Source organism: Agarivorans sp. QJM3NY_33 (assembly GCF_050870865.2).
GTDB lineage: Bacteria > Pseudomonadota > Gammaproteobacteria > Enterobacterales > Celerinatantimonadaceae > Agarivorans.
The window spans coordinates 2,628,293-2,653,909 of the sequence record NZ_CP194039.2; the positions used below are offsets into that span (position 1 = coordinate 2,628,293).

A 25,617-nucleotide genomic window follows, 5' to 3' on the forward strand; every position below is an offset into this window, starting at 1 on the left:
CCACTTTGTTTGGTTTGATTACTCGAAGTTTTTATTGATGTTTATAGTGCTGAGCAAATACTGCCACCATGTCTTCTAGATGGTCATCTATCTGCTGTTTGCCCCACAATCCTTGACCTTTTACACCAAATATCTCTCTTAATTTCAGTGCATCAAAATGGGGCTTCCTATCGAAATCAATACGTTTCTTGTCAACGTCTTGATTGCTATAAGAAGAGTTTTCACCGGGACTAAGTAGTACTAAATTACCAAATGAGTTTAACGTTTCATATACTAACTCACTGTTATACTCATCATTTTGAGGATGAACATGTTCTACTGAGTTTTTGGATGTAATTCGGTACTTTTTGAACTTATTCAATTCTTCAGAAGACAACGAAGATTCTGAAGCCTTCATTTGCTTCCAAATCAAGTATTCAAGCTTCTGAAACCAGTAGTGCTCGAAACTCGTTCCTAACGACTTTGCAAAATATGTCGATTGAGATTGCCAACTCTGGCAGTTTGGCTCAAAGCCCTCAGCGAGTGCAAAGCTGGCCTCTTTTTGAGTATCAACAGACAATGACATTTTGTTGTCGATGTTTTCAAGTAGCTCTAACGCCTCAGAGTCTTGCTTGATACTCGAACGGATCAAGCCTGAAATAAATGGTGTTAACCAGTACTGGGCGCTGCGCTCACCGGTAAAGTTGCGAACACTTTGCAGAAGCACACTATCCGTCAGCTCTCTCTGCGTTCGGTTGATGTAGTAAGTGTCATTCGACTTGCTTCGAGATTGATACGTTAAGCCTAGTTGCGCATCTGTGGCATCATCACGTTCAACCCATTTCACAACCCAACGGTCAAACTGGTAACGAACCTGCCATAACGTTTCGATAAACTGCTTTACCGATTGCTCATCACCATTGATAAGTGGATCGAATATCTCCAACAAGCGATCGCTATGAAGGCGCGGCTCAATATCTTTATGGCCGTTAAGCGCTAGGTAGACCCGGTAAGAATGAATCAATAACAGCGGGAACTTGATGATCGGGCGACAGTAAACTGTTTCAACGTCCAAATCGTAGGTTTCAAACTTCTCTTGCTCGGTGTTATCAGGAATTGAACTTGCTTTAACCAGTGACGCTAGCTCAGCAATCGACAAACCAGACAAAGCCTCTGACGTTTCATCTTTTGCTGCGAAGCGTTCAGCATCAAAAGACGCCAAGTGTTCTGGTTCAATATAGTACCAATCCGCATTAGGAAATACTTTGCGTACATTGCGTTCAAAATAGTTTTCCAGATGCTCACACGCCACCCACATTGCATCATACTGTGCTTTATCGGTAAGGATATTTTTGAACAGCTTCGCCTTTAAAATGTCCGCTTGCTCTAACTGTATGCCAGCGGTGTTCATGGTGGCGAACAATTGGTTTAAGTCCATTTGTGTTGGAACAACGTTGTTCACCCACTGAACTTGGCGGTAGAGGTAATCCCCCATGGCTTCGGCACTCACCTCATCATCTGATTTGAGTTTCTCTACCTCTTTGGTCAATACATCTAACGCCACACCCATCTGTTTCAAATAAGCATTGTCGGCGATCGTTTCCTTAGACGGTACTTGATAGCTCTTAAGCCCCGCTAGGCCACCCAAAAGCTGCTGAACTTGCTCGCGAATTGAAAACTGAAGACGAGGCTTATCTTCACCGTTATTCGATGTATAAACAGCAAGCCCGGCTAGATCTGATTTAATGCCTGCGTATTTAAAAGCAATGGTCATGAGCATTAACGTCGTCGTACGCTGCTGACCATCGATCAGCTCATAGAGCCGCTCTCCATCCTGTTCAATGCGAGACGACAGGATGGTACCGATAAAGTAGTTTGGTTCTTTTAATCGACACGCTTCTTTAATATCTCTAAACAGCAGCAAGACATCATCGTCTGACCAGACATAAGGACGCTGATAGCTAGGAATAGAAAACTGGTAGTTATCGGTATAGATTTTCTCAAGCGTCAGAAGCTCAGTTTGCACTGATAAATGATCACCCATGTTTTGCTCCTAACACAGAGATGTGTTGGCTAAATGCAGGGCCAAATTTATTGGCATAATCTTGCTTGTCTATATCAAGGCCAAAGTATTGAGATACTTTTTCGACGAAACGTTTTTTAACGCTGTTTTTATCAAAGCCATTCTTGTCTACCGAAAGCTCAAAACCATCTAACTGTGCAAAACACTGCTCTGGGGTATAACTCATCGCAATCCAATCCAACACTGGGGTTTCTTTTACGAATGCAGGAACCGATTTCTCTTTTACTGCTTTTTGGTTCTCTACTCGGCGAGAATAAACAACACGAAATAGTTTTTTCGCTGCTACGTCTAGGCTTTGCTGCCCATGCTGACTGATGTAAAGCAGCAGGCAAGCGTCATAAAGCTGTTTAAGATAGCCGCAGCCATCGAGCTTACACACCAGCTTTTGATAGAACTCGTAAAAGCCTGCAAGCTCACCTTGCGTTGAGTTTTTCAGCAAATAGGTTTGGCGCAGTTGCTCAAAATATTGCAAATAGTGAATGGTATTGGCGCCACTATTTAACGGCTGACGCAACTCATAACCAACTTGAGGCTGCGCCAAGCTCTCACCACCACTTGGCATATAAGTACGAGCAATTCTGCCAAAGGCAATATCGTCGCCTTTGCCTGTTTGCTCTGCTAGCTCGGTGACAATACTATTACGCACTTGCTGAGTTTGGTTGTGCAGCGGGTAGTCTCGGAAGTTCAGATATTGCCAATAGCGACCACGTAGCAAAATATCGACCACGGGGTTTAAATCCCCCAGCGCTTCCCAACGGGTGGCAAAGGTGTTTACCGCAGACTTATCTTTCTCATCAACCGCTCGAAGATGGTGCGCTTTAATAATATCTGGCCCGGCTAATCGCACGCCGCCCGTGTTTTGGGTTTCAAAAAAGCGGTAGGCTTCATCTTCGCTGTCTGTTACCACCAAGGTGATGTTGATTTGCGCAAAATCGATATCAGCCAATGAAGCGTCATGCTTATACAGCCAACCAAGGTTGTGTTTGATTTGCTGTTGGCTCTCTGGGGATTCGAAAACTAGCTTTAGGTCAGCATGTTTATTCACTAAATAAGAAAGCAAAGCCATTGTGGTCAGGCGTTGCTGACCATCGATGATATTCAGCTTGTCACCGTATTGATGCAAGATCACACTGCCCAAATAGAATGGGCAATGTTCTGCTTCAGGCTTACTAGCCAGCTCTTGCTGATGAAGCTTAAAGTCATTCAACAGACGGGTGATTTGCTCTTCATTCCAGCGATAGGGGCGCTGATATTCAGGGATGGCAAGCATCCCGTGAACGTCTTTTTCAACCTTACCATCAGAAGCCAAAATCGGTAAACCAGAGAACAGATTTTCTAGTGTGCAACTGGCAACGACAACCGCCATTTATGCCAACTCCGTTACTTTGATCTTGCCTGTAACGGCGCTGTTAATAAGGGTGGTTTTATATTCTTTAAGCTTACTTACTTGCTCAGCCTGAACTGTTATTGCTTCGTCAACTTTCGAACATTCTCTGCTTATATGTTCAACAATTTGTGTTTGTTCTTCATAAGAAGGAAAGCCCAAAGCCATATCAAACAACATATGCCCATAAAAACGCAATCGAGAAGAATGAAGCCCTGTAGAGACTTTGTTGTAGTATTCAACATACTTAGTTGATTTCAGCAACATCTCTAGATATTTAGGTACAAAAGTTCCCTCGCGCTGTTCACGGAATACTCCATATGATGGGCTCACAATACCAGTTCTGTCAGATACACCTAACGCTCCCATCCAAGCCCACATTATGTTGATAACTAGGTCACCAGAGTGGCAAAGCTTTGAACCTGTATAATCTTCCGCCATGAACATGGTGACGTTTTTCTCGGATCTTGGAGTTACGCCTGTCATGTGAGAAACTGAAAGTAGCTCTTCAAGCCCTGTATCTGAACGCTCATTGATTTCATCTAAAAGGTATTTAGCTCTTTTGACGATCCAATGCTCAGGAATTTCACCAATCCAATCCACACCAGAATCTTTCATTGGCACATCAGGATGCAAACCTTGCGTCACTGCTTGCTGAATGATGATTTGCTTGCGTTCTTTTAACAGCTCAATTTGCTTTTGTTTGATCGCGAGTAAATCGTCAACTAGTGCAACTTTTTTATCAAGAAAACTAGCGATTAGTTTCTGAGTTTTAAAATCCGGGAAGGGTATCTTTATAGCTTTTATCGACGATGTCGGCACCGAAACCTGATTAATAGCAGGCTTACAAGCGCGCTTCATAGCACCAATGAATACTTCTGATTTTAATAAATGCTTTAAAAATGAGACGTCAACATTGTACTTAGGGGAAACCCTAATAAGATTCATTCCATGCCAGAGTGGTCTAGAACCATCATAAAGTGCCGAGTTGCCAATTTTTTCATAACTATTTATGTGACTAATTAAAAAGTCATTTTTTTTCAATTGATAAGCTTGAATATTTCGAACATCTTTAAGATAGCCAACTCTTGAGTAATCGATAGCTCCTGAAGAAATCGTCTCTATTCTGCTAACAAGAAAGTCAGAAATATCATGCTCAAGTTGATTAGCAGTGGTTCCATTAGCAAAACGCGAGGTAACATATCGAAGCTGCACGCAACTCCAACCTTCAGGGATATCACCAATCCAATACTCTCCAGAATATTTGAATTCGTCGTATGTAGATAGTGCTATTGATTTAGCCATTTCATTCTCCTTGTAACCCTGCTAAATCAAGACCTAAAATATCAACAAGCAGGCCTTCCGCCTGACGTTCAAGCTCAATAATATCTTTAGCAACTTCATCCATAGGACTGAGTGGCTTATGTCGATAGAAGTGCTTGTTAAAGCTAATCTCATAGCCAATTTTGACTGATTCAAGGTTTACCCACGCTTCATTCACATGCGATTTCACTTCATCAAGGAAGTATTGGTAGATGCTTTGCTCAAGCGGCACGGATTCGCTATCACGCAGATCTGAGCTTGACTCATAAGTCACGAACTCGTTGCGATTACCCGTAGGGTAGTAACCAAAATCTGGCAAGTCTTGCAGCTCGCATTCGTAGTTTTCTAGCAAATCATCTAATTTGTCTTGCTTAATCTTGGCGACTTTCTTTATCACTTTTTCTGCGTTTTCATCGTACCAGCTGACAGCATCCATGATAGCTTTTTTTTCAGGAGCCGAAAGCTTTATACCGAGTGTTTTAAGCTCTGCATCTACTAATTGTTTGAACTGGTTAAAGTCGCTGTAAGTGTCTTCACCAATCTTGCTGTGTAACTGATTTGCCGCATTAACCAGTGCGCGCTGTTTAATCCAATTTTTCGTATCTAGCAATTTAGTTTTTGCCGCTTTGTTTAGGCTGATATCGTTTTCTTCACACCATTTGGTGATCTCTTTTTCAATCCCTTTAACAAAGCCAACTTCATAAACTTGTGCTCCATATTCGGTGTACAAGTACTCCATCACTTCACGCAGTGATTTTTCAAACCGTAGCGGCTCAATTAGGTCCGCACGGAATTGCGCACTACGGCGATCAGGGCGCTCAATGTTTACTTTGTGGTAGCCGAAGTCTTGGTTCTTGAATACTTGCGCGGCAATACCCACCGAATCGCCTTTCTCGTCAATAGCGCGCTCAACGGATTGGTTATCTAGATAGGTCGAGACAATTTCCGCAATGTGCTCTGGTGAGAATTCACAGTTTTTATTACCCAAGTTCTTACGCAGTTTGCGGAACAGTAGGCTAGCATCAATCAGCTGCACCTTGCCTTGGCGGCTTTGAGGTTTGTTGTTATTAAGAAGCCAGATGTACGTGGTAATACCCGTGTTATAGAACAGGTTATTTGGCAACTGCACAATCGCATCCAGCATGTCATTTTCAATAATGTAACGACGAATGTTGCTTTCACCACTGCCAGCGTCACCAGTAAACAAACTTGAACCATTGTGAACCGATGCAATACGAGCCCCTAATGGGCTTACTTGCGGCGATTTCATTTTAGTGACCATTTCCATCAGGAACAGTAACTGGCCGTCACTTGAACGAGAAATCGCATCTTGTTCTGACTCAACACCCCAGTAGTCTTTTAGTGTCACTTTAAAGCGACCATCTACGACATCTTTACCGTCTTTGATGTGCTTTTGTTCACTCGCCCAGCTCTTACCATAAGGCGGGTTAGAAAGCATGAAGTCAAAACGTTCAGACGAGAACTCATCGGTAGAAAGCGTTGAGCCAACACGGATGTTTTCTGGGTTGTTACCTTTGATCATCATGTCTGATTTACAAATGGCGTAAGTCTCATCATTGATCTCTTTACCGTAAAGGTAGATATCACGGTTTGATGCAGGGTATTTCTCTTCAACAAAGTTCTGTGTTTCTGTCAGCATACCGCCACTACCACAAGCAGGGTCATACACTGTGATTGAAAGTGGCAAGTTATCTTTGATTGGATCGAAGACAAGGTGCGTCATCAGCTCGATAACTTCACGCGGAGTAAAGTGCTCACCCGCCTCTTCGTTGTTTTCTTCGTTGAATTTACGGATCAACTCTTCAAATACATAACCCATACCAAGATTGCTAAGTGCTGGTATTTTATTGCCTTCAGGGTCTTCTTTAACCTCTGGCGTTAAGTTGATGTATGGAGAGACGAATTTCTCTACCACATCTAGCAACACATCTTTACCCGCCATGTGACGGATTTGAGCTTTCAGGTTAAAACACTCAACAATCTCTTTTACGTTGTCGCTAAAACCATTGAGGTAATCTTCAAAGTTAGCCAGCAGAATCTGTTGGTTATTGGTCGCGGTACTGAACAACGTTTGGAGGGTCCACTTAGAGGTGTTGTAGAACACATAACCTGATGCAGCACACAATGGTGCATCATCAAGCTCAGTTTCATTCATCTCTTCTGTTTGGAATTTAACTTCTTCCAATACTGCTTCTTTTGATGGTTCTAAAAGCGTATCCAGACGGCGTAACACCACCATAGGCAAGATAACGTCGCGGTATTTACCACGAACATAAACATCACGAAGGCAGTCGTCGGCAATCGACCAAATAAATGAAACGAGTTTGTTATGTACTGAGTGGTCCATATGGGATCCTATTTCTTTGTTACCCACACCTAACCGTGTGGACGGCATTAATCTTATTGGTTGAAACCAGGTAAAAGCTGGGTGCTTTCTATACCTGATAACACGTCTGTATTTTTTAAGTGCAGCTGATATTGCGAAGCGTTCAGGGAGCCCTCTTTTGAGCAGTCCACATTCCACTGTGTGAGCAGGTATCCCACCAGAGCAGAGCGAACTTCAATATTCAACTTCCCTTGACTCATTTCATAATCAAGTTCAATAGCCTTTGGATGCTTTATTTGAGGATGAACACCAATCTCAAGGTGAAGAACTGTATTCCAAGCATTATCGTAACTTGCAGATTCACCGGTTTTTGGTGGTGTTGCTGAGCTCTCAATTTTTGTAAATCGACTACAAACGAAATCACGAAAGCTGTTCGTCTTTCGATCAAATGCTCGAACATGCCAACGATGACCATTGTTTATGATGGCGTGAGGGACAATGGTTCGATTGCCAGCACCAGAGGAAAGTGAATGGTAGCGACATTGGATAGCCTGATTATTATGAATAGATCGCATCAAGGCTGCGACAATGCTTTGCTTCGGTTGCGTCAATCGAACGGCATCAAAGCACATTTGAGATTTGTCACCTTGAAGAGAGGCTCCATGCCCTTGCATCAGTTGATTCAATGCTTGTTCAGCATCATGAGCAAACAAAGGTGTGAAGCTATCAGTACGCACATACTGCTTAGTTTGGTGTACGAGCTCAGCATTATCAGGTGCCAACTCTCTGTAAAGAGTGAGATCTCTAGAACAAGAAGCTAACCCCGTTTGAAATTGTTGAACTAGGTCTGCTCTCGCAACTACCCCATAGTATTCGAGGCAGAAATCGATGAACGCTAAACGCTCCCGCTGCGCGTGATTGAGTTTATCTATAGATTCGTACGTCATAATAATAAAGATGGCATGTTGATAGGAAGATTCTATACCATAAACTTGCACAAGTAATCATTTTGATACTATCTTTTTGATATAGAGCAATAGATATTATTCAACAAGGATAGATAGCCTCTGTGTTTTTGCAAAGACCTAAACCGTACAGCGATGAAAGCCTCGAGAGCTTCTTTATCCGTGTGGCAAACAAAAATGGCTATGATGACGTGCACCGTTTTCTTGTGGCCACAAAACAATACCTTCAAAGCATTGACCATTCAGGGTTCCAAACCTTCCCTAGTGATATCTCTAAGATAAATCCAGCATCAGCGAAAAGCAGCTCTCGGTCTCGAAACTCTGCCTTACTCAAACTCTCTCAAATGACATATAACGAGCCTACTGATTTAACAAGCTTGGCCATCAATCGAACTCATTTAAAATACTCACCAGCCACGAGTGCGTTAATTCGTGGTTCAGAAGTTGTCCCGCGCTCGCTACTTCGCAAAGGGTCGATACCATGTTGTCCACTGTGCCTAGCAGAACATGGTTATGCTTCCTATTTGTGGCACTTTGAAGGCTACGATTACTGCCATATTCATTATCTACCGCTCACTAGAACTTGTAACTGCGGTGCCGATTATGACTATCGTGTATCGGGACTGAATGGATTATGCAAAGAGTGTGATGCACCGCTAAGCAGTAATGCTTCCGAAATGGATAAAGGGATCCCATCAAGTGTGTCAAATTGGCTTGCTGGTGAGCAATGTGAGGTTCTTCCCGCTTTACCCAAAAGCTACCGGTGGGGCTTGGTTCACTGGTGGAACACTATTAACGATGATGAGTTCAATCCAACCTCATTCTTTGAATTTTTCTCTACCTGGCCCAACTCGCTCTATTCCTTGATTAAGAAAGAGATTGAGTTCAACCTTGAACACGCTGTTGTTAGCCGAAATGAGTTAAGGCTAAACGATGTTCTTGGGCGGTTATTCTTCAGTTCCATCCGGCTTCCAGAGCGTAGTCTTCGCTACAACATCATCCTCAGAGAGCTTCTGAGCTACATCGACCAAAACCTATGGCTCAATAGCGGGTTACTCGCAAACCTAAGAATGAATGCGCTACAGGTGGCTATATTTATGAATTGTAGTGTCGATGAAGTGGCATCTATGGTTGAGCAGCGTATTGTGACACCAAATCGTAGAGTTAAACCTAATACACCTATTGAGAAAACAGAACATCTATTTCATTTAGGTGATATCTATTGCCTTTGGTTAGCTGAGTTTCAAACCGATGAGTTTAATCGCTCGTTCTATGTATCAAGGTGGTAAATGGAAAGTCTCAAAGAGTTACTACAATCAAAACCAGATGATTTGAACGTGGAATTAAAACGAGCATTCCGCCCCCTTACTCCACATATCAGTATTGATGGGAAGGAACTCGATGCACTCACCGTATTAGTGAACCTAACGGACAAAACAGCCGATCAAAAAGACCTACTTGATAAAGTTAAATGCAAGCAAAAGCTTAGAGATGAAAAATGGTGGGCTGGCTGTCTAAAAACGGTTGAATACAGACAAAGCCACAACCTTAAATTTCCAGACATACGCTCTGAAGGTGTTATTCGTGCAACGACTTTAGGACAGCTCCCCGATTTTTTACTTTCATCTTTTAAATTAAAACCACACAACTGGGCGTACAGCCATGATTCCAGTGATGTTAACAAAAGCGCCTTATTAACCAATGAATTCAGTTGGAATGGTATGATTTCATGCCTTGGGAATTTGCTTAAAGATGCAGAACACCCGTTGTGGCAAAAACTCAGTAAACTTGGTTGCTACCAGAAAACACGTAAGGCTATCGCTAAAAAATTGGCTCAGATTGCTCAAACAACGATTAAGGTCAGTCTCGCTCCAAATTACTTAACTCAATTATCTTTGCCGGATAGCGAGAGTTCATATATTTCACTCTCGCCAGTTGCTTCTCAATCGATGCAAAGTCACTGCTATCGGGCGCTAGAGAAAGAGTATCGATATACAGCATTAACCCGTTATAGCCGCAGTACTAACATGGGAGTCTTACCCATGACATGTGGTGGTACTTTAAAGATGTTGAAAGCTGTCCCTAACTTTTCCCTTACACCTCATCATTCTCAGATAATTACTGGAAAGTCTTGGCTGACCCAAAATCATATTCAATCGTTAAAACAGTACCAAAAGTATGCTCAATATTTAATGCCAAAAAACAAGCAAGCAGCTTATCGCAGAACTGTCAAAAACGAGATACGAGAGATGGTTAAGACTTGGTTACTAACACAAGACCACAACATAGATGTAAACACTCTTGTAGAGCACCTAAACAATGATCTATCCCGCTTCAAGTCAGCTAAGTGTTTCGCATACGAGCCGAGCATTACCAAACTCCTGCTTGAGATTATCAAGGGTGAACTAACCGAATCGACAGTCGTTCCAACAAATATTCACCGTAGTGCGGAAAAGGATTCATTTTTCGCTATTCCAAATATAAGAGTTTGCGGAGCAAGCGCATTGAGTTCGCCTATTACGGTCGGGCTTCCATCACTCACAGCATTTTTGGGGTTTACTCATGCGTTTGAGCGTAACTTAAACGACTCTTTTCCTAGGCTCACAATTAATTCGTTCGCCATCTGTGTCCATCAGTTACAAGTTGAAAAGCGCGGTTTAACGAAAGAGTACGTACAAAAGGCAAACCACACCATATCCCCCCCCGCGACACACGATGATTGGCAATGTGATTTGATGTTTAGTTTGGTTATTAAGCTTGATCGGAGCCAAAGCGTTGATGAAAATATTGTTGTTAGAGCGCTACCAAAAAGATTTGCCAGGGGCTCAGCTAAGATTGCCATTGCGGATTTCAAATACATCCAATCATTTGAATCAATAGAAATAGCGATTCAATCTCTTCCCCAGAAAGCAGGAAAATGGCTTTCGATGCACACTGAGCCAGTTGAAAGCATAAGTGATATTTTATCGGCCATTAAAGAGGACAGAAGACTTACTCCAACCTGTGTGGGATATCATTTTCTTGAACAGCCAACAGACAAATCTAACTCTCTTCGCGGCTATAAGCATGCTTTTTCTGAGTGCATCATTGGTCTGATTGAGACAATCACTTTTGATCATAACACCGACATAAATACTATTTTGTGGCATCACAGGTGCTATCAAAACTACCTTTCTGTGCAGCCAAGGAGTACTCATCATGGAACTACCGACTAACCTAGCCTATGAACGCTCTATTGACCCTTCAGATGTATGCTTTCTAGTTGTCTGGCCAGATGGTCGAAAGACTCCCTTAACCTACACTTCTCGTACCGTACTAGGACAAATGGAAACCGCAGCTTTAGCTTATGACACGTCGGGGAAAATCAAAGAGAGTGCAACCGCTGAAAAACTGGCTCACGGTAATCCACATCAAGTCGATTTTTGTCATGTTCCTTTCGGAGCGAGCCACATTGAATGCTACTTTTCAGTCTCTTTTTCTTCTGAGCTACGCAAACCTTACAAGTGTAATTCGTCTACGGTTAAAAGCACGCTAATGCAGCTCATTGAAGCGTATGAAGAAAGTATTGGTTGGAATGAGTTGGTTTCTCGATATCTAGTCAATATTTGCAATGGATCATGGCTGTGGAAAAATACTCAAAAAGCCTATTGCTGGGATATAGAGCTAACTCCTTGGCCTTGGGCAGGAGGTGCTGTTACATTTCAAGACATAAGGGCTAACTACCTAGATAGAAATGACTTTGAGAATCATAAAGATTGGGAAGCTATTGCTCAAATGACCAGAAATGCTTTTTCTCACTCTAATGGTTTGGCCATATTTGAAGTAAAAGCCACCTTGCGGCTACCAACGAATAAACAGATTTTCCCAAGCCAAGCGTTTACAGAAAAAGAAAATAACAGTACCAGCAGATCTAAAGCTCAAAGTAGAAGCCGAATTTTTCAAAGTACAACGATTGAGGGTGAACGAAGCCCAATACTGGGTACCTATAAAACCGGCGCCGCCATTGCAACCATAGATGACTGGTATCCAGATGCAACTGAGGCACTACGCATCGGCAGATTTGGCGTTCATAAAGAAGATGTCACTTGCTACCGCAATCCCTCTACGCGAAAAGATTTCTTTTCTATCCTGCAGCAAACCGAGTCTTACATTGAAGCACTCACATCTTCAGAAAAACTAAATCAAGAGACCATAAACGACCTACATTTTTTGGTCGCAAACATCATCAAGGGTGGAATGTTCCAACATAAGGGAGATTAAGTATGAAGTGGCACTACAAAACGGTGACTTTTCTACCAGTACGTTGTAACAATGAATCATTAGCCGCTAAATGTCTTCGGGTTCTCCATGGATTTAACTATGAATATGAAACAAGAAGTATTGGGGTTTCATTCCCTTTTTGGTGTGATGATACCGTAGGAAGCAAAATTTCGTTTGTTAGCACAAATAGAATCGAGCTCGATTTGCTACTCAAACAGCACTACTTCACCCAAATGAAAGAGCTGCACTATTTTGATATATCGAAGACAAAGGTTGTCCCTGACGGCTGCGAGTACGTTTCATTTAAGCGCTGCCAGTCGATAGACAAAACAACAACTGCAGGACAATCTAGGAAACTTAAAAGATTAGAAAAACGCGCTATTGCTCGGGGCGAACAGCTTGACCTTACCTCAATTAGACTGATAGAAACCATAGTACTCCCGCATTACCATTCGTTAGAAGAAAGTAGTCAAAGTCATAAAAGTAGATTTCGCCTTAATATAAGGATGCATCCCGAAAGCAATTCAGAGGGTAGCTCTATTTTCAGTAGTTATGGTTTAGCGAACTCAGAAGATTCATTTCAACCAGTTCCATTGATTTAACCCTTTTTCACAGTAAGAACGTAACACATTGAAAAATTTTATTTTTATCCAACATAAAATAATATAGGTAAAAATGGCTTTTTCTAATTAACTATCCGATAAAGCTGTACTATTCTCAATTTAGCTATTGTGTACTGCCGAATAGGTAGCTGATAAGTAATTTTACAAGTCAGCAGTTAGACGCTTTCAGTGTACTGCCGAATAGGTAGCTGATAAGTTCAAAACGCTCTCTTTCCAATTGAATATGCAGTGTACTGCCGAATAGGTAGCTAACACCGTATCAACACTGTAGCTTTAGTCACAAGCAGCCGAATGGCTGCTTGCCCCACCCAAAAAAGAGGACTATAATCCTCATTACTACTGAGATAGTAGTTGATGATAAACGGACCACATTCATTCGAGTTCAAGACCAATATACTGCTGCATAAGTAGATATTTTAGGGCACGCTGATTTTATGGTAATAGCTCTCTCACATCACACTCAAGCACTTGTGCTAGATGATACGCTTTTTCGAGTGTGATGTTCACTTCCCCTCTTTCGATTCTGCCTACATAGCTTCGGTCAATATCAGCTAACAACGCCAACTTGTCCTGAGAAATAGATTTATCTCTACGCATTCCACGTAGATTAGCACCAAACCTCTTTGCTAAGTCTTTCATTTTATTTGACTCTTAAATTGAAAGACTATCCGCTCTTGATGCAAATATAACCACGGATTATAATCCGCATTTACACTAAAAACGGCCAGAAGAAATGCGCATACAGCAACGAATAAATAGCGATATCTATAAATCCATATCGCCAACAAACATCACTCAATTTACAGTCGTTGAAGTGAGAGATTCGATTTTAGAAAGATCTGACATGTACGGAAACAAAGATACTGCGAGGCTGTTCGTTGCAAGGCAACTTCAGATTCTAGAAGACACTGGTTTTATAAAGTCAGATCGTATCGGTCACAAGAAATACTATTCGAGAACGCCGACCTTCTTTGAGGCTAATTTTAAACTCATTGAAAAAAAGAAACGAACCAACGTAAGCTATTCCTCTAAGAATAAACAGCAGAAGCCGGTAGTAATTGACCTTGAAAATGAAAAAACTGACATTGAAGCTAAACTTGCGATTACTTTAGCCGAGGTTGATGAGTACAAGATTCTTATGGCACGGTCAGGAGAGTTAAAAAAATTGCTATCCCCATCCTATTCGGCCGCTACTCAAAAAGCTGCTGCTTTAATGGCGAAGCTTAACGTATGGTCGAGCGCAATTGACCTTATCAAACACAGTAGGTCTACTGCATGCTAAGAACCTGGCAGAAACAGTGTATTGACTTAGCGCTCGACAAATACTGCGATAACAAGTTTCATTTTCTCGCCCAAGCAACACCTGGTGCCGGAAAAACATTTATGGCAGCTAACTTGGCTAAAAGAATGTTCGATAACCGTAATGCCCACAGCTCTCAATCCAGAACTGTTTTATCTGGCCTAGCAGTTTTCTATCTGCACTTTCTCGTTGGCTTAGTGGCTGCTTAAGCCAGTCATAATAACCACTAGGGTGGGTAATCCTCCCATTATTAACCGCATTTATTCGTAGAATTCATGCTGCCGTTTTTAGTGGTGGGAACCCTCCATTTGCAAGGTGTGGTCGTTGATGATTGTAGAACCATAACCATTGGGTCGCCCGATCTTGAACCTCTTCAAGTGTGTCAAACAAATACTTACTCACTAAGCCAAACCTCATAGTACGGTTGAACCTTTCTATATACGCGTTTTGTTGTGGGTTCCCTGGCTGAATATAATCGATTCGAATGTCGTGGTTGTTGGCCCATTTAATAAACGCATGGCTAATGAACTCAGGACCATTGTCGCAGCGGATCGCAACAGGTTTGGTTCGTTGTTCGATGAGCTGCTCTAAGATCCGAGTGACTCGTACTGTGGGCATTGAAAAATCAGGTTCTGACGCCAGACCTTCACGTTTGTAATCATCTATCACATTGAATAAACGGTACTTCCGGCCATCAGATAGCTGATCATGCATAAAGTCCACGGACCAAACTTGGTTTGTTTTAATCGGCTCTTTAAGAGGCTCTGGCGTATGGCGATTCAGGCGTCGTTTTGGCCTAATACGTAAGTTTAGAGCCAATTCGCAGTAGATCCGATAAACCCGCTTATGGTTCCATGTATACCCTTTAACGTTCCGCAAATGGTGAAAACACAGGCCAAAGCCCCAGTCAGAGCAGTCTTCACTGTTGCACAGCGTTACTAACTCTTGAGCTATCAACTCATTCTCAGGTTGAAGCTTCGATTTATAGCGATAGCAGGTCTCGCTGATCCCAAACCAATAGCATGCACTTTTAATGCTGATGTGATAGTTCGCCACCGAACGCTGAGCCATCAATCGACGCTCACAGGGCTTCACCACTTTTTTGCCATCGCCTCTGAGATCACCTCTGCTTTAAGGCGTTCTTCCGCATACATCTTTTTAAGCCGTCGATTTTCATCTTCGAGTTCTTTCATCCGCGCCATAAGGGATGCGTCCATACCACCGTATTTCGAACGCCACTTGTAAAAGGTTGCGTTGCTCATTCCATGCTCACGACAGAGCTCAGGAACAGGTGTACCAGCCTCAGCCTGCTTGAGAATAGATAAGATCTGACTGTCCGTGTAACGTGACTTTTTCATGTTGAATCTCCTGTATTTACTATACGAGAAAATTCTACTTTTGCATGGGATTAATTTTCGGGGGGATTACCGGTGCACCTGCAAAGCCCGACACAGCAGCCGAACGGGATAATGATTGCTACGAGATTTTATGAACGGGTAGCGTTCTTTGACTCGCTTGCAAAGAACACGGCGGCTTCCTTTAAAATGTCCCTCTCTTGCTGTGTGCGTTTAAGCTCTCGCTTAAGCCTAGCGACTTCAGCCTGAAGGTCTTGCTCTTGAACACGCTGTTTAGGCGGTTTTGCATAGATACGCATCCAGTTATACAAGGCTTTAGTACTTACGCCTAAGCGCTCAGCGACATCTGCAACGGGATAACCGTGAACAGTAATTTGATTAACAGCTTCTTGTTTGAACTCTGCTGAATAGCGTGTGCCTTTGGTCATGGTTTTACCTTTTATAGTGAAGTTACATTTTTACCATAAAAAGTGTCGGGTGTTTTCAGGCCTTACCACTCAAACCCTGAGGGCGAGATTGTTTGTGACTACCAATACTCGTTAGCTCAAGCAGTCACAGATGGTGTGTGCCGAAGGCCAACTATTGCCCTAATGGATTGCGAATATTCAACAATTGAAACTAATAATCATATTGAATCATTTAGTTCATTGTACAAGTTGATTACTAATGGAGATGTCAATTATTCAACTATACTGCACAACGACTCTGCGCTAATCTATATCTTAGAATCTGCGGTATCTCGCTTAAAGCTAGTCCGCACTGAGTCACCTTCTGCCGCAGGTTTAATTGTTGCGTCTTCGATCACCCATGCGAAAATAATATCATCATTACTTGCAACCACATTCAATCAAACGACTGTGACCGTTACGTACAAAGAAGATGATCCACATTCACGTCTTGAACGCTTTAAATCGAGCAATACCGAATGGATTGTTAGTGTAGGAATGGTAAGTGAAGGAACCGACATTCCAAGGCTTCAGGTATGCTGTCACCTGAGCAACATAAAAACTGAGCTCTATTTTAGACAAATACTGGGCCGTATTTTACGCACCACATCATCTAGGAACCAAGAGGCCTGGCTGTATACATTTGCTGCCCCAAAGCTTATTGAGTTTGCAGAAGAAATTGAGCAGGATATTCCCAATAGCTGCCTATTTCTTAAAGAAGAATTTGATACATTAGACACAGGGCTAACTTCGAGTAATTTCGGTTTAGCTGCACCAACTGCGGTTCAAACTAAACATCAATTATCAATGAGCTTTAGAGGCCATATAAACTCTACCCCTGCATTCAGCAGAAATAATAACACCTCTACCTGCGAGCAGTTATCGTTAAAAGAATTCAACCAGAGAGTTATTGAAGCCTTTCACTATGACCGCCAACCTAGCGTGTAGCATAGATAAGACTATTAGGGTGACTAATCTGTAACAACTCAGACCTAATCTGACAGTTACCCAACTTTTATGGGTGCTCTGTCAGCTTAGATATGAGCGAAATTCTTTTCGGCCCAAATCAACTTACCATCAATTAATGTTGCAATAAGTGACCAAAGCAAGCCTCTTATTCAAACATATTAGGACCTTTTCTAATTGCTCTGGAGCTATTATTGCTGAGATAGTAGTCTTCCCATCCAATATCTTTAGGTGGTGGGCGCAACATATCCTCCGTCACATTAACATCATCATTGAAAGGGTTTTTCCATTTGATTGGCTTATTACCACGCGTGAGTTCTGATGCAAAAACTAAGTCTTGGTAAGTAATCGTATCTTGCTCATTATTGATCGCTTCAATCGAAGCGTGATAAATGAGGTTTCTCAATGATCGCATATTTCCTTGAGAGAAAGCGTACAATTTTTTTTGCAACTCGTCATAGGCTAAACCAGCCTCTTTCTCGAAAGGCAAAGCCCTGTCTAGATGGCTCAAGAATGTTTTAAATACCCCATTACCTCTTTGATAGCTAAACGGCCGCAGCTCAAACTGGATTGAGAATCGACCATGAAGTTGAGAGTTTGCTTGTAGTACAACTCTTGAGTAAGGCATACCGAAAAGAACGATTGGACATTTCGTTTTATTGAGTATCATTTTTAGCCAGTTACCTACTTGCGTGAGAACCCGATTTGACCTTTCTTCGACTAAATGCTGGAACTCATCGATAATAATTAACTTCACGCCGACCACTGGGATTAAATCTATCAGTTTTTTTGTCAACCTGGCTAAATCTGTTTCATAAAGCGCCAGCGGATCCCCCATTTCGACCAGCAACTCCTTCGCAGCATCTACCGGTTTCGCATTATCCGGCAACTCTATATGCAAGACTGGAATTATATCGCCCCCAACTACAGAATCTCGCCGATTTTGATTTAAATATTGTTTGATAACGGTCGTTTTACCTACACCCGAAGCACCATAGACCATCATGCAAGTAGGCTCAGAATCCAAGTCTGATAAATCTCTACATCTATCCATGTAGTTTAGGATTTTATGAACACTCGGCGTGGATACAAATGCTCTTTTGGCTTTTGAAATGCGAGTTTCTCGAGTTTCATTCATCTGATGATTTCTCAGACATAATCAATATCCCAATCTTCATTCTCAACAATTACAACTTCTTCTTCATGTTTCTGAGATGGAGCTGGCTTGGTGTCGCTGATAAACTTTGCTCTTGCACTATTCTCTTGATGTCTAGCACCACGCCTCCGGGATCTGATTTTCTTAGTCTTTAGAATTGAACGGTCAGCGATTTCTTCAATTTTTATCTCTGCATCAATTTCCTTATCTTCGTCATATTCTGCTGAATTTAATTTTGCTTGATACTTCATATTATATTTATGTTGCCAGAGTGATACTGTACTTGCATATTCGTAGTCTATAGCGCTCACCGTGAAGTACTCGTTCTGGTCTTCATCTAGCACCCAAATGGCCGCCATACACTCTGGATTGTATTTAAATATTACTTTATGGTTACCCTTCCTACCTCTATATTCAGCCAAACGCTCACTGCTGAAAGTCAGCCCGTTAAAGACTGTAATCCCTACTTTAGTTAGTTTTTTCTCATCGGAAATAGCGAACTTAAAATCTAACTCATCTTTCGTTCCGGTAAACTCCTCTGGCTCCCAATCTTTACACCCGTTTTTCCATGCTATATTAGGACAGTTAGTTCCTCTCTGGTTAGGGCTTCGGTGATAGATGTCAACCAACCAGATCAAATATATTTCTTTAATTTCATCTAACGTTAGCGTCGCTTCACTTACAGAATCGTATCCTTCTCTATGAAGATATTGACTAAACGCTTTGCCAGGCAAGTCATCTAAAAGTGTCGTATTTACAGTCCCATAAGTACGTTCGACATGAGGCTTATTGTCTGGTATTTCTACTTTGTTCTGATGCACTGTTATCAACAAGTTTTCACACGCAGAATCAAAAGCTTTAGACAGAAACTCCTTACCATTGTCAGTTACTAGTAAGTCTGGGACTCCGTAACAAAGCCATTCATTTTCTATTGATTCGAACGAGCTCAAAAGGTCATCTTTCCGCAGTATTGCATTCTTAAGAGCGAGTGAAACTGATACATAACTCGGCGGTTCAAACCCTAGGTAAAACCCAATAACTGCTTTACTGTAACAATCGACCAATTGAGTAAGCCAAGGTCGTCCCAATGGCACCCGATGTTCCTCATGTACAGCAAAAACATCCAGAACTGTATGATCTATTTCGACCCTCTCAAGCACATAAGAAGTCAATATCTTTTTACCCATCCGACGGAATTCTCTTTTGGCGACACGCTCTCCCTTGGTCGCGGCCAGTAACTCAAAAGGTGTCTTTTTTTTAACCCGCTTTCGAAGCGATTCATAAGTTGGATATTTGTACTTAGTTCCATTGATCAGATTATGCTGACGTAATTTCCTTCGTACGCGCTTGTAAGCACTTCTTACTCGCACTTTTCGCCCAGAAATAACTCTTTCTACAGCCTGGTCCATCAAGGCATTGACGAATACTGGTACTTTGGCTTTACTATTACCCTTATCTTTATTTCTGGGAGCCAGACTTACCGGATTATAATCAGACGCTCTGAAGACTAACCACCATCGGTATATTGATATCGCACTTGGAATATTTCTATCATGTAACCGTTGTATTGCAACGCGATGCGGTTCGATAGTCTTTGGAATAATTTTTTCGCACTTGCTAGCTAAATAACGAAGAATGCTTAGACGAAAAGTAATCTGAGTGGCTATGTTTTCAGGAAATGCAGATATATCTCGATATGTTGCATCATTAATTCCGCTTGGATCAACAACGCAATCAATCGAATCAAGATTAACTTTTGGAAGCGCTGACTTCCGATGAAAACTCGAAAATGGTTTCTTAGGCATAACAACCCAACTCGAACTCAGACTCAAGTGAGAGTGGGGTTTCTAAGCTGGATTGGAGTAGGTTGCGAGAGAGCAAATCACAAAGAAATGGAAATACTTTTCTTCCATTAAGGCCGAGGTAATCCCCTAAACTTTTTGCTGTTTGAGTACCATTTAATTTTAACGTGGTAAGGAGAGTTTGATGAAAATGGTTCAAGTTATCTCTAGAGGCATATCGATGCAAAAGCTTTAGGTTACGAAAGATGACCTCATCCAGTATTTCTTCCTCTGTAACCAGTTCTAGTTCCACACCCAACTCAAACGCGCTTTGTACTTTTGCTTCCCACTCACATTGAAATTCCGGTCTTGAACTCTCCATATCGGATTTTACTTCGTACAGCGTATATTCACCGGTATCAAATTCAACTAAAAAGTCTGGAACATAGGTATGGGCCTTACCATTAAGACAGTAAGAAAACCGTATCGGCTGGGAACAAAAGCGAACGATACTGGGCTCGAAATCAAAATGATAACAAGCGGCACATTCTAAAAAAGATTCTACCGTAACTCTTTTTCCCATCTTAGCGCTGACATAGCGGTGTATATTTTTTCCACGTGACTTAGTTAGGTTTCGGGCAGGAGTATCAAATGCACGTTCAAGTGCGATTAAGGTGTCGATAGAAAGTAGAGGTAGATCAGACATAATATTGCCTCTTCACGATTTTGTCGTAAACTTTCATAAGTCTAGACCATGAAGAGGCAATATCAAATTATGGTTGTACCAAATATCAATATATGGTTGTAAATATCAATTTATGGTTGTTTCAACAAAAACCTTCGATTGATTACACTTTAGTAATACCGAACACTTGATTCTCTTGCTCTTGAACTCGGATAAAAGTGGTTCGTTTGGTGAGTTCTTTCAGTTCAGATGCACCCACATAGGTACAAGCCGAACGAACGCCACCAAGAATATCTTGAATCGTGAATTGCACGCTGCCTTTATATGGGAGTAATACCGTTTTGCCTTCAGAGGCACGATACTCTGCAACACCGCCAACATGTTTATCCATCGCAGTTTGAGAGCTCATACCGTAGAACTTCATGAATTTTTCACCATTTTGTTCTACAAGTTCGCCGCCGTTTTCAGCATGCGCAGCCAGCATACCGCCGAGCATCACAAAATCAGCGCCGCCACCAAAAGCTTTTGCGACATCCCCTGCCTGAGTACAGCCACCATCTGCAACGATTTGTCCGCCTAGGCCATGGGCAGCATCCGCACATTCTATAATGGCCGATAATTGCGGGTAACCCACACCAGTTTTCACCCGAGTGGTACACACGCTACCGGGGCCAATCCCTACTTTCACAATGTCTGCGCCACTTAAGATCAGTTCTTCAACCATCTCACCCGTTACTACGTTGCCAGCCACGATGACTTTGTCAGTAAAGCTGTCACGCATTTTACGTACAAATGCGACAAAATGTTCAGAATAGCCGTTGGCTACATCAACACAAATAAATTGTAAATTCTGATTCAGCGCTAAAATTTGCTTGGTTTTTTCAAATTCAGCATCTGATGTGCCGCAACTAACCATTAAATATTTAATTTTTTCTGGTGCCATCGATGCTAAAAACTGTGACCACTGCTCAATGCTGTAATGTTTATGAACCGCAGTCATCATACGATGTTCCGCTAGCGCTTTTGCTAAGCCAAAAGTTCCCACCGTATCCATATTCGCCGCAATAACAGGTACACCGTGCCATTGACTATTGCTGTTTTTGAAGGTAAACTCCCGATCAAGTACAACCTGTGAGCGACTCTTCAAGGTTGAACGTTTAGGTTTAATCAAGACGTCTTTAAATCCCAGCTTTATATCTGTTTCAACTCTCATTTACTTCTCTGCTAGTTATTAGGCACAAAACCCACGAAGTATAACAAACCATTATTGATAACAAAAACGTTAATAATATGATTTCGAAATAGGATTACTGTGAGAATTAGTTTTGCCAATATTAGTGCAAAAAAAGTACTCGTCGAAACTCTGCAGAATAGATCATTTTTGCAAATAACTTCCATATATTAAGTCATGAACAATACCAATCTGATTCATTATATAAGCAACTTATTGCGCAGATGAATCTGCCGATAACGAGGCATGAAGCGCATTAACTAATGGCTCTAGTGACAAGATACATAATGCAACTGACGATGATTTAGGCTTTTAAGAATAAAGTTAAATTGGCATAACTAGCCACTGAATTCAATCGAGTGCACTAAAAGTAAAAAACCAGCTCTAAAGCTGGTTTTTTCAAGCAAAGCAACGCAAACTAAGCGTTACCTTTCACCTTTAATTGGTTACCTTTAGCAAAGTTGAGCATCCTGTTTAATGGGACCAACGCTTTATCAATCAAGGCATTGTCTACAAATACCTCTTTACCCTTTGCGTCTATTAAGGCCTCTTCGATGGCCTGCAAGCCATTCATAGCCATCCAGGGACAATGCGCACAAGAACGACAAGTCGCCCCATTGCCGCCAGTTGGCGCCTCAATCATCTCTTTATCTGGGCAAGCCTGTTGCATCTTGTAAAAGATGCCACGGTCGGTAGCAACAATTAACTTTTTATTCGGCAGCGTTTGAGCAGCCGCAATGAGCTGACTGGTCGATCCCACCGCATCAGCCATCGCAACTACGTTTTCTGGCGACTCAGGGTGAACCAAAATAGCCGCATCAGGAAACTGCTGCTTAAGCGCCCACAAGGCCTTGGCCTTAAACTCTTCATGAACAATACAAGCGCCTTGCCAAAGTAACATATCGGCACCGGTTTGCTTCGCAACGTAGCCTCCCAAATGTTTATCAGGCGCCCAGATAATTTTATGCCCTTCGGCATCTAAATGTTCCACAACATCCACGGCAATGCTAGAAGTAACGACCCAATCGGCCCGCGCTTTTACAGCTGCGGAAGTATTCGCATAAACGACAACCGTATGCTCTGGATGCTGGTCACAAAACGCAGAGAATTCTTTTTCTGGGCAGCCTAAATCCAAAGAGCAAGTGGCTTCTAAGGTCGGCATGATGACCTTTTTCTCTGGCGTTAAGATCTTGGCAGTTTCCCCCATAAAACGCACCCCCGCCACTAGCAAGGTTTTTGCTGGATGGTGATTACCGAATCGTGCCATTTCTAAAGAATCAGCAACGCAACCACCAGTCTCTTCGGCCAAGGCTTGGATTTCAGGATCGGTGTAATAATGAGCGATTAATACTGCATCTTGCTCAACTAACAACTGCTTTATACGTTGCTTATGGGCCGAACGCTGTTGCTCACTCAAAGGCTTGGGTTTAGGCGGAAAGGGGTAAATTGATTCGTTAAAATATTCGGGCTGCTGCATAACTACATCTGAGATAAAATAATTAGAGTATTATACACCGCAGAGAGTGCAGATGTCAGTCATTGGACTAAAGAATTAGATGAGGTAATAGAGTCATGATTTGTAATGATAAAATAATGGTGGGTTGTGAAGGATTTGAACCTTCGACCAATTGATTAAAAGTCAACTGCTCTACCAACTGAGCTAACAACCCATAATATTTGGTATTTACAGTGATGGTGGGTTGTGAAGGATTTGAACCTTCGACCAATTGATTAAAAGTCAACTGCTCTACCAACTGAGCTAACAACCCGTAACTGTAAATCACCTATTTGGAAACGAAAAGCGTGGTGGGTTGTGAAGGATTTGAACCTTCGACCAATTGATTAAAAGTCAACTGCTCTACCAACTGAGCTAACAACCCGTAACGTTTCAAAATAGTGGTGGGTCGTGAAGGATTTGAACCTTCGACCAATTGATTAAAAGTCAACTGCTCTACCAACTGAGCTAACGACCCACTAAAGTGGTAATAGATATGGTGGGTTGTGAAGGATTTGAACCTTCGACCAATTGATTAAAAGTCAACTGCTCTACCAACTGAGCTAACAACCCGTATACATCTACTACATTAAAGCTACAAAGTGGTGGGTTGTGAAGGATTTGAACCTTCGACCAATTGATTAAAAGTCAACTGCTCTACCAACTGAGCTAACAACCCGCTTTGAACTTCAGCTAAATCCGCCTCACTGCTGTGTTAGCAATTGACCCGACTCAACGGCGGCCTATGATACGGATTTAAGACTGTTGTGCAATAGTATTTTGAATCTTTTTTTCTAAGCGTTCAGCAAATAAGCAACCAGCTTCAACTTTGTACAGAATTTTGAATTTGCTAAAGTTTATTATTCAAAAACTGTACTAAAGTTGGCCTAATCTATTCTTCGCTAAACTCGCAGCACTACTATTAGGGTGCTCTTGGACCACTCGAGTAAACAATTTTTTGGCTTCATCATTATTTTTTTGAAACTGCGCAATGATACCCAATTTTAACAATGACTCAGCAACCTTATTAGATTTGGGATAATCGTTAACAACTTTAAGGAATTGCTGGGCGGCTTGCTCCCGTTGCCCACGAGTATATTGTAGCTGGCCTAACCAATAATGTGCATTCGGTGCATAGCCAGACTTAGGGAAATCCTGGATAAAAGCTTGAAAGGCCGGAATCGCTGCATCATAGTTTTTATCTTGCATCACTAGCGCCACGGCTGCGTCGTAAGCCTGATCTTCTCCAACCGCTGCAGGGACAGCAGTAGTTGTGGCGGCAACTTTAGGCACGGCTGTTTGCAACTGAGCAAATCGACGGTCTAACTCTTGGTAGAGTTCACGTTGACGTTCAGTAATTTGTTCAATCTGATAGTTACTCTGTTCTAGCTGACCAACCATGGTTGACATGCTATTGGACAGCTCATCGACCTGACTTTGTAGTTCTAACTGGACCTGATTTCTAGCCTGCAACATCCTTTCCAGGCGTTCGACCCTTTGCTCAAGGCTTAGTTGACTACTGGGAGAATTTAAAGAAACGGCGGTTCTATTACCCGCCTCTTCGACTGGCGCAGCGGCATTAACACTGGCGGCTAATAAAACGGCCACTGTAGTAGCCGTAATCATTTTAAGTTTCATAGCTCACTCTACACTTGTAAGTTTATTAATAAACTAACACCGCGCGGCGATTTTTAGCCATCGCTACTTCGGTGTGTGAATTATCAACGGCTTTCTCTTCACCATAACTAACAATAGAAATTTGCGAGGCTAAGACACCTAAGCTTTGTAAATACTTCGAGACCGCTTTACCACGACGCTCACCCAAAGCAATATTATATTCAGGCGTCCCTTTTTCATCGGTATGGCCTTCAATTAACACCGTTACCGAAGGATTATCACGCAGATAGCTAGCGTGCGCTTCTAATATTTCGGCAAACTCTTCTCGAATATCGGTTCGGTCAAACTCGAAGTAAACGATTTGACTCTGACGTAACTCAGCAGCCTTGAGACGCTCTTGCTCTTCGGCACTAAGTACTGGGTCAACTGAACCCATTTCTACGCCGCCAGCTGCTTCGGTGCCAGTGATTTCCATCGAGGAATCTCCGCCAGCCTTGCCTTGTTCATTTAAATCACTATCGCTACTACGGGTAGAACTACAAGCGGCTAAGCCAGTGAGTACCACACCTAAAAATAGAGTTTTAGCTAATTTTTCAAATTGCATTATGGATCCCTTATGAT

The 25,617-nt window shown here is 42.1% G+C and carries 21 protein-coding genes, 6 tRNA genes and 2 pseudogenes; 7 read left to right on the forward strand and 22 right to left on the reverse strand.

Annotated elements, in window-relative coordinates:
- Positions 1-31 precede the first annotated feature (31 nt).
- The 5 genes from ACRRSY_RS11770 to ACRRSY_RS11790 are packed head-to-tail and all read right to left on the reverse strand — an operon-like array spanning position 32 to position 8,114.
- Entirely contained in the window at positions 32-2,023 is a 1,992-nt protein-coding gene (locus tag ACRRSY_RS11770) for a DUF262 domain-containing protein (protein WP_432463238.1), read from the reverse strand.
- Entirely contained in the window at positions 2,016-3,428 is a 1,413-nt protein-coding gene (locus tag ACRRSY_RS11775; RefSeq protein WP_432463239.1) for a DUF262 domain-containing protein, read from the reverse strand. The genes ACRRSY_RS11770 and ACRRSY_RS11775 overlap by 8 nt, the downstream gene beginning before the upstream one ends.
- The gene (locus ACRRSY_RS11780) at positions 3,429-4,751 is read right to left on the reverse strand and encodes a restriction endonuclease subunit S (protein ID WP_432463240.1); all 1,323 of its coding nucleotides are present in this window, start codon (positions 4,749-4,751) and stop codon (positions 3,429-3,431) included.
- A gap of 1 nt (position 4,752) precedes the next feature.
- The gene (locus tag ACRRSY_RS11785; RefSeq protein ID WP_432463241.1) at positions 4,753-7,137 is read right to left on the reverse strand and encodes a type I restriction-modification system subunit M; all 2,385 of its coding nucleotides are present in this window, start codon (positions 7,135-7,137) and stop codon (positions 4,753-4,755) included.
- Positions 7,138-7,190: 53 nt separating this feature from the next.
- On the reverse strand, positions 7,191-8,114 hold the full coding sequence (locus tag ACRRSY_RS11790) for a WYL domain-containing protein (RefSeq protein WP_432463243.1): 924 nt from the start codon (positions 8,112-8,114) through the stop codon (positions 7,191-7,193).
- A 71-nt stretch (positions 8,115-8,185) separates the two neighbouring features.
- On the opposite strand from ACRRSY_RS11790, the gene ACRRSY_RS11795 reads away from it, so the two are divergent.
- The 4 genes from ACRRSY_RS11795 to cas6f are packed head-to-tail and all read left to right on the forward strand — an operon-like array spanning position 8,186 to position 12,943.
- Positions 8,186-9,370, forward strand: a complete 1,185-nt coding sequence (locus ACRRSY_RS11795) for a TniQ family protein (RefSeq protein ID WP_432463244.1) — start codon at positions 8,186-8,188, stop codon at positions 9,368-9,370.
- Positions 9,371-11,296, forward strand: a complete 1,926-nt coding sequence (locus tag ACRRSY_RS11800; protein ID WP_432463245.1) for a type I-F CRISPR-associated protein Csy2 — start codon at positions 9,371-9,373, stop codon at positions 11,294-11,296. It abuts the gene before it with no gap.
- Positions 11,280-12,341, forward strand: a complete 1,062-nt coding sequence (gene csy3 / locus ACRRSY_RS11805; protein ID WP_432463247.1) for a type I-F CRISPR-associated protein Csy3 — start codon at positions 11,280-11,282, stop codon at positions 12,339-12,341. The genes ACRRSY_RS11800 and csy3 overlap by 17 nt, the downstream gene beginning before the upstream one ends.
- A 2-nt stretch (positions 12,342-12,343) precedes the next feature.
- Entirely contained in the window at positions 12,344-12,943 is a 600-nt protein-coding gene (gene cas6f, locus ACRRSY_RS11810) for a type I-F CRISPR-associated endoribonuclease Cas6/Csy4 (RefSeq protein WP_432463248.1), read from the forward strand.
- 453 nt (positions 12,944-13,396) lie between these two features.
- On the opposite strand, the gene ACRRSY_RS11815 is transcribed toward cas6f, so the two are convergent.
- Positions 13,397-13,603 (reverse strand): helix-turn-helix domain-containing protein, encoded by a 207-nt coding sequence (locus tag ACRRSY_RS11815; protein ID WP_152782792.1) that lies wholly within the window; start codon positions 13,601-13,603, stop codon positions 13,397-13,399.
- 94 nt (positions 13,604-13,697) lie between these two features.
- Between ACRRSY_RS11815 and ACRRSY_RS11820 the strand changes: the two genes are divergently transcribed.
- The gene (locus ACRRSY_RS11820; RefSeq protein WP_432463249.1) at positions 13,698-14,246 is read left to right on the forward strand and encodes a hypothetical protein; all 549 of its coding nucleotides are present in this window, start codon (positions 13,698-13,700) and stop codon (positions 14,244-14,246) included.
- Positions 14,240-14,329: pseudogene (locus tag ACRRSY_RS11825) on the forward strand (hypothetical protein); the annotation flags it as partial. The gene ACRRSY_RS11820 and the pseudogene ACRRSY_RS11825, both read left to right, overlap by 7 nt.
- A 46-nt stretch (positions 14,330-14,375) precedes the next feature.
- Here the strand turns inward: ACRRSY_RS11825 and ACRRSY_RS11830 are convergent.
- From ACRRSY_RS11830 to ACRRSY_RS11840, 3 genes and pseudogenes are all read right to left on the reverse strand, one after another.
- Positions 14,376-14,498: pseudogene (locus ACRRSY_RS11830) on the reverse strand (IS3 family transposase); the annotation flags it as partial.
- Between the two features lie 39 nt (positions 14,499-14,537).
- A protein-coding gene (locus tag ACRRSY_RS11835) for an IS3 family transposase (RefSeq protein WP_432462919.1) occupies positions 14,538-15,622 on the reverse strand; the annotation gives its coding sequence in 2 pieces (ribosomal slippage) (positions 14,538-15,373 and positions 15,373-15,622; 1,086 coding nt in all).
- Positions 15,623-15,750: 128 nt separating this feature from the next.
- Complete coding sequence (locus ACRRSY_RS11840; RefSeq protein WP_432463250.1) at positions 15,751-16,047, reverse strand: transposase; 297 nt, start codon at positions 16,045-16,047, stop codon at positions 15,751-15,753.
- Between the two features lie 162 nt (positions 16,048-16,209).
- On the opposite strand from ACRRSY_RS11840, the gene ACRRSY_RS11845 reads away from it, so the two are divergent.
- Positions 16,210-17,013: a DEAD/DEAH box helicase gene (locus ACRRSY_RS11845; protein ID WP_432463251.1), complete on the forward strand. Its 804-nt coding sequence runs from the start codon at positions 16,210-16,212 to the stop codon at positions 17,011-17,013.
- Positions 17,014-17,179: 166 nt separating this feature from the next.
- Here the strand turns inward: ACRRSY_RS11845 and ACRRSY_RS11850 are convergent, their stop codons facing one another.
- From ACRRSY_RS11850 to pal, 13 genes are all read right to left on the reverse strand, one after another.
- A complete protein-coding gene (locus ACRRSY_RS11850) occupies positions 17,180-18,169 on the reverse strand; it encodes a TniB family NTP-binding protein (protein WP_432463252.1) in 990 nt (329 codons plus the stop codon).
- Positions 18,170-18,180: 11 nt separating this feature from the next.
- Positions 18,181-19,992, reverse strand: coding sequence for a Mu transposase C-terminal domain-containing protein (locus tag ACRRSY_RS11855; protein WP_432463253.1), 1,812 nt, complete (start codon positions 19,990-19,992; stop codon positions 18,181-18,183).
- Positions 19,985-20,674: a Tn7 transposase TnsA N-terminal domain-containing protein gene (locus ACRRSY_RS11860; protein ID WP_432463254.1), complete on the reverse strand. Its 690-nt coding sequence runs from the start codon at positions 20,672-20,674 to the stop codon at positions 19,985-19,987. The genes ACRRSY_RS11855 and ACRRSY_RS11860 overlap by 8 nt, the downstream gene beginning before the upstream one ends.
- A 142-nt stretch (positions 20,675-20,816) precedes the next feature.
- Entirely contained in the window at positions 20,817-21,866 is a 1,050-nt protein-coding gene (locus tag ACRRSY_RS11865) for a GMP reductase (protein WP_432453230.1), read from the reverse strand.
- 436 nt (positions 21,867-22,302) lie between these two features.
- Complete coding sequence (gene nadA / locus ACRRSY_RS11870) at positions 22,303-23,361, reverse strand: quinolinate synthase NadA (protein WP_432463255.1); 1,059 nt, start codon at positions 23,359-23,361, stop codon at positions 22,303-22,305.
- Between the two features lie 117 nt (positions 23,362-23,478).
- Positions 23,479-23,554, reverse strand: a tRNA-Lys gene (locus ACRRSY_RS11875).
- A gap of 23 nt (positions 23,555-23,577) precedes the next feature.
- Positions 23,578-23,653: transfer RNA gene (locus ACRRSY_RS11880), tRNA-Lys, on the reverse strand.
- Positions 23,654-23,688: 35 nt separating this feature from the next.
- Positions 23,689-23,764: transfer RNA gene (locus ACRRSY_RS11885), tRNA-Lys, on the reverse strand.
- Positions 23,765-23,781: 17 nt separating this feature from the next.
- Positions 23,782-23,857 (reverse strand) — tRNA-Lys (locus tag ACRRSY_RS11890).
- 19 nt (positions 23,858-23,876) lie between these two features.
- Positions 23,877-23,952, reverse strand: a tRNA-Lys gene (locus ACRRSY_RS11895).
- 30 nt (positions 23,953-23,982) lie between these two features.
- Positions 23,983-24,058 (reverse strand) — tRNA-Lys (locus ACRRSY_RS11900).
- A gap of 197 nt (positions 24,059-24,255) precedes the next feature.
- Positions 24,256-25,017: a tol-pal system protein YbgF gene (gene ybgF / locus ACRRSY_RS11905; RefSeq protein ID WP_432463256.1), complete on the reverse strand. Its 762-nt coding sequence runs from the start codon at positions 25,015-25,017 to the stop codon at positions 24,256-24,258.
- Between the two features lie 25 nt (positions 25,018-25,042).
- Positions 25,043-25,600 (reverse strand): peptidoglycan-associated lipoprotein Pal, encoded by a 558-nt coding sequence (gene pal, locus ACRRSY_RS11910; RefSeq protein ID WP_432463257.1) that lies wholly within the window; start codon positions 25,598-25,600, stop codon positions 25,043-25,045.
- Positions 25,601-25,617 lie beyond the last annotated feature (17 nt).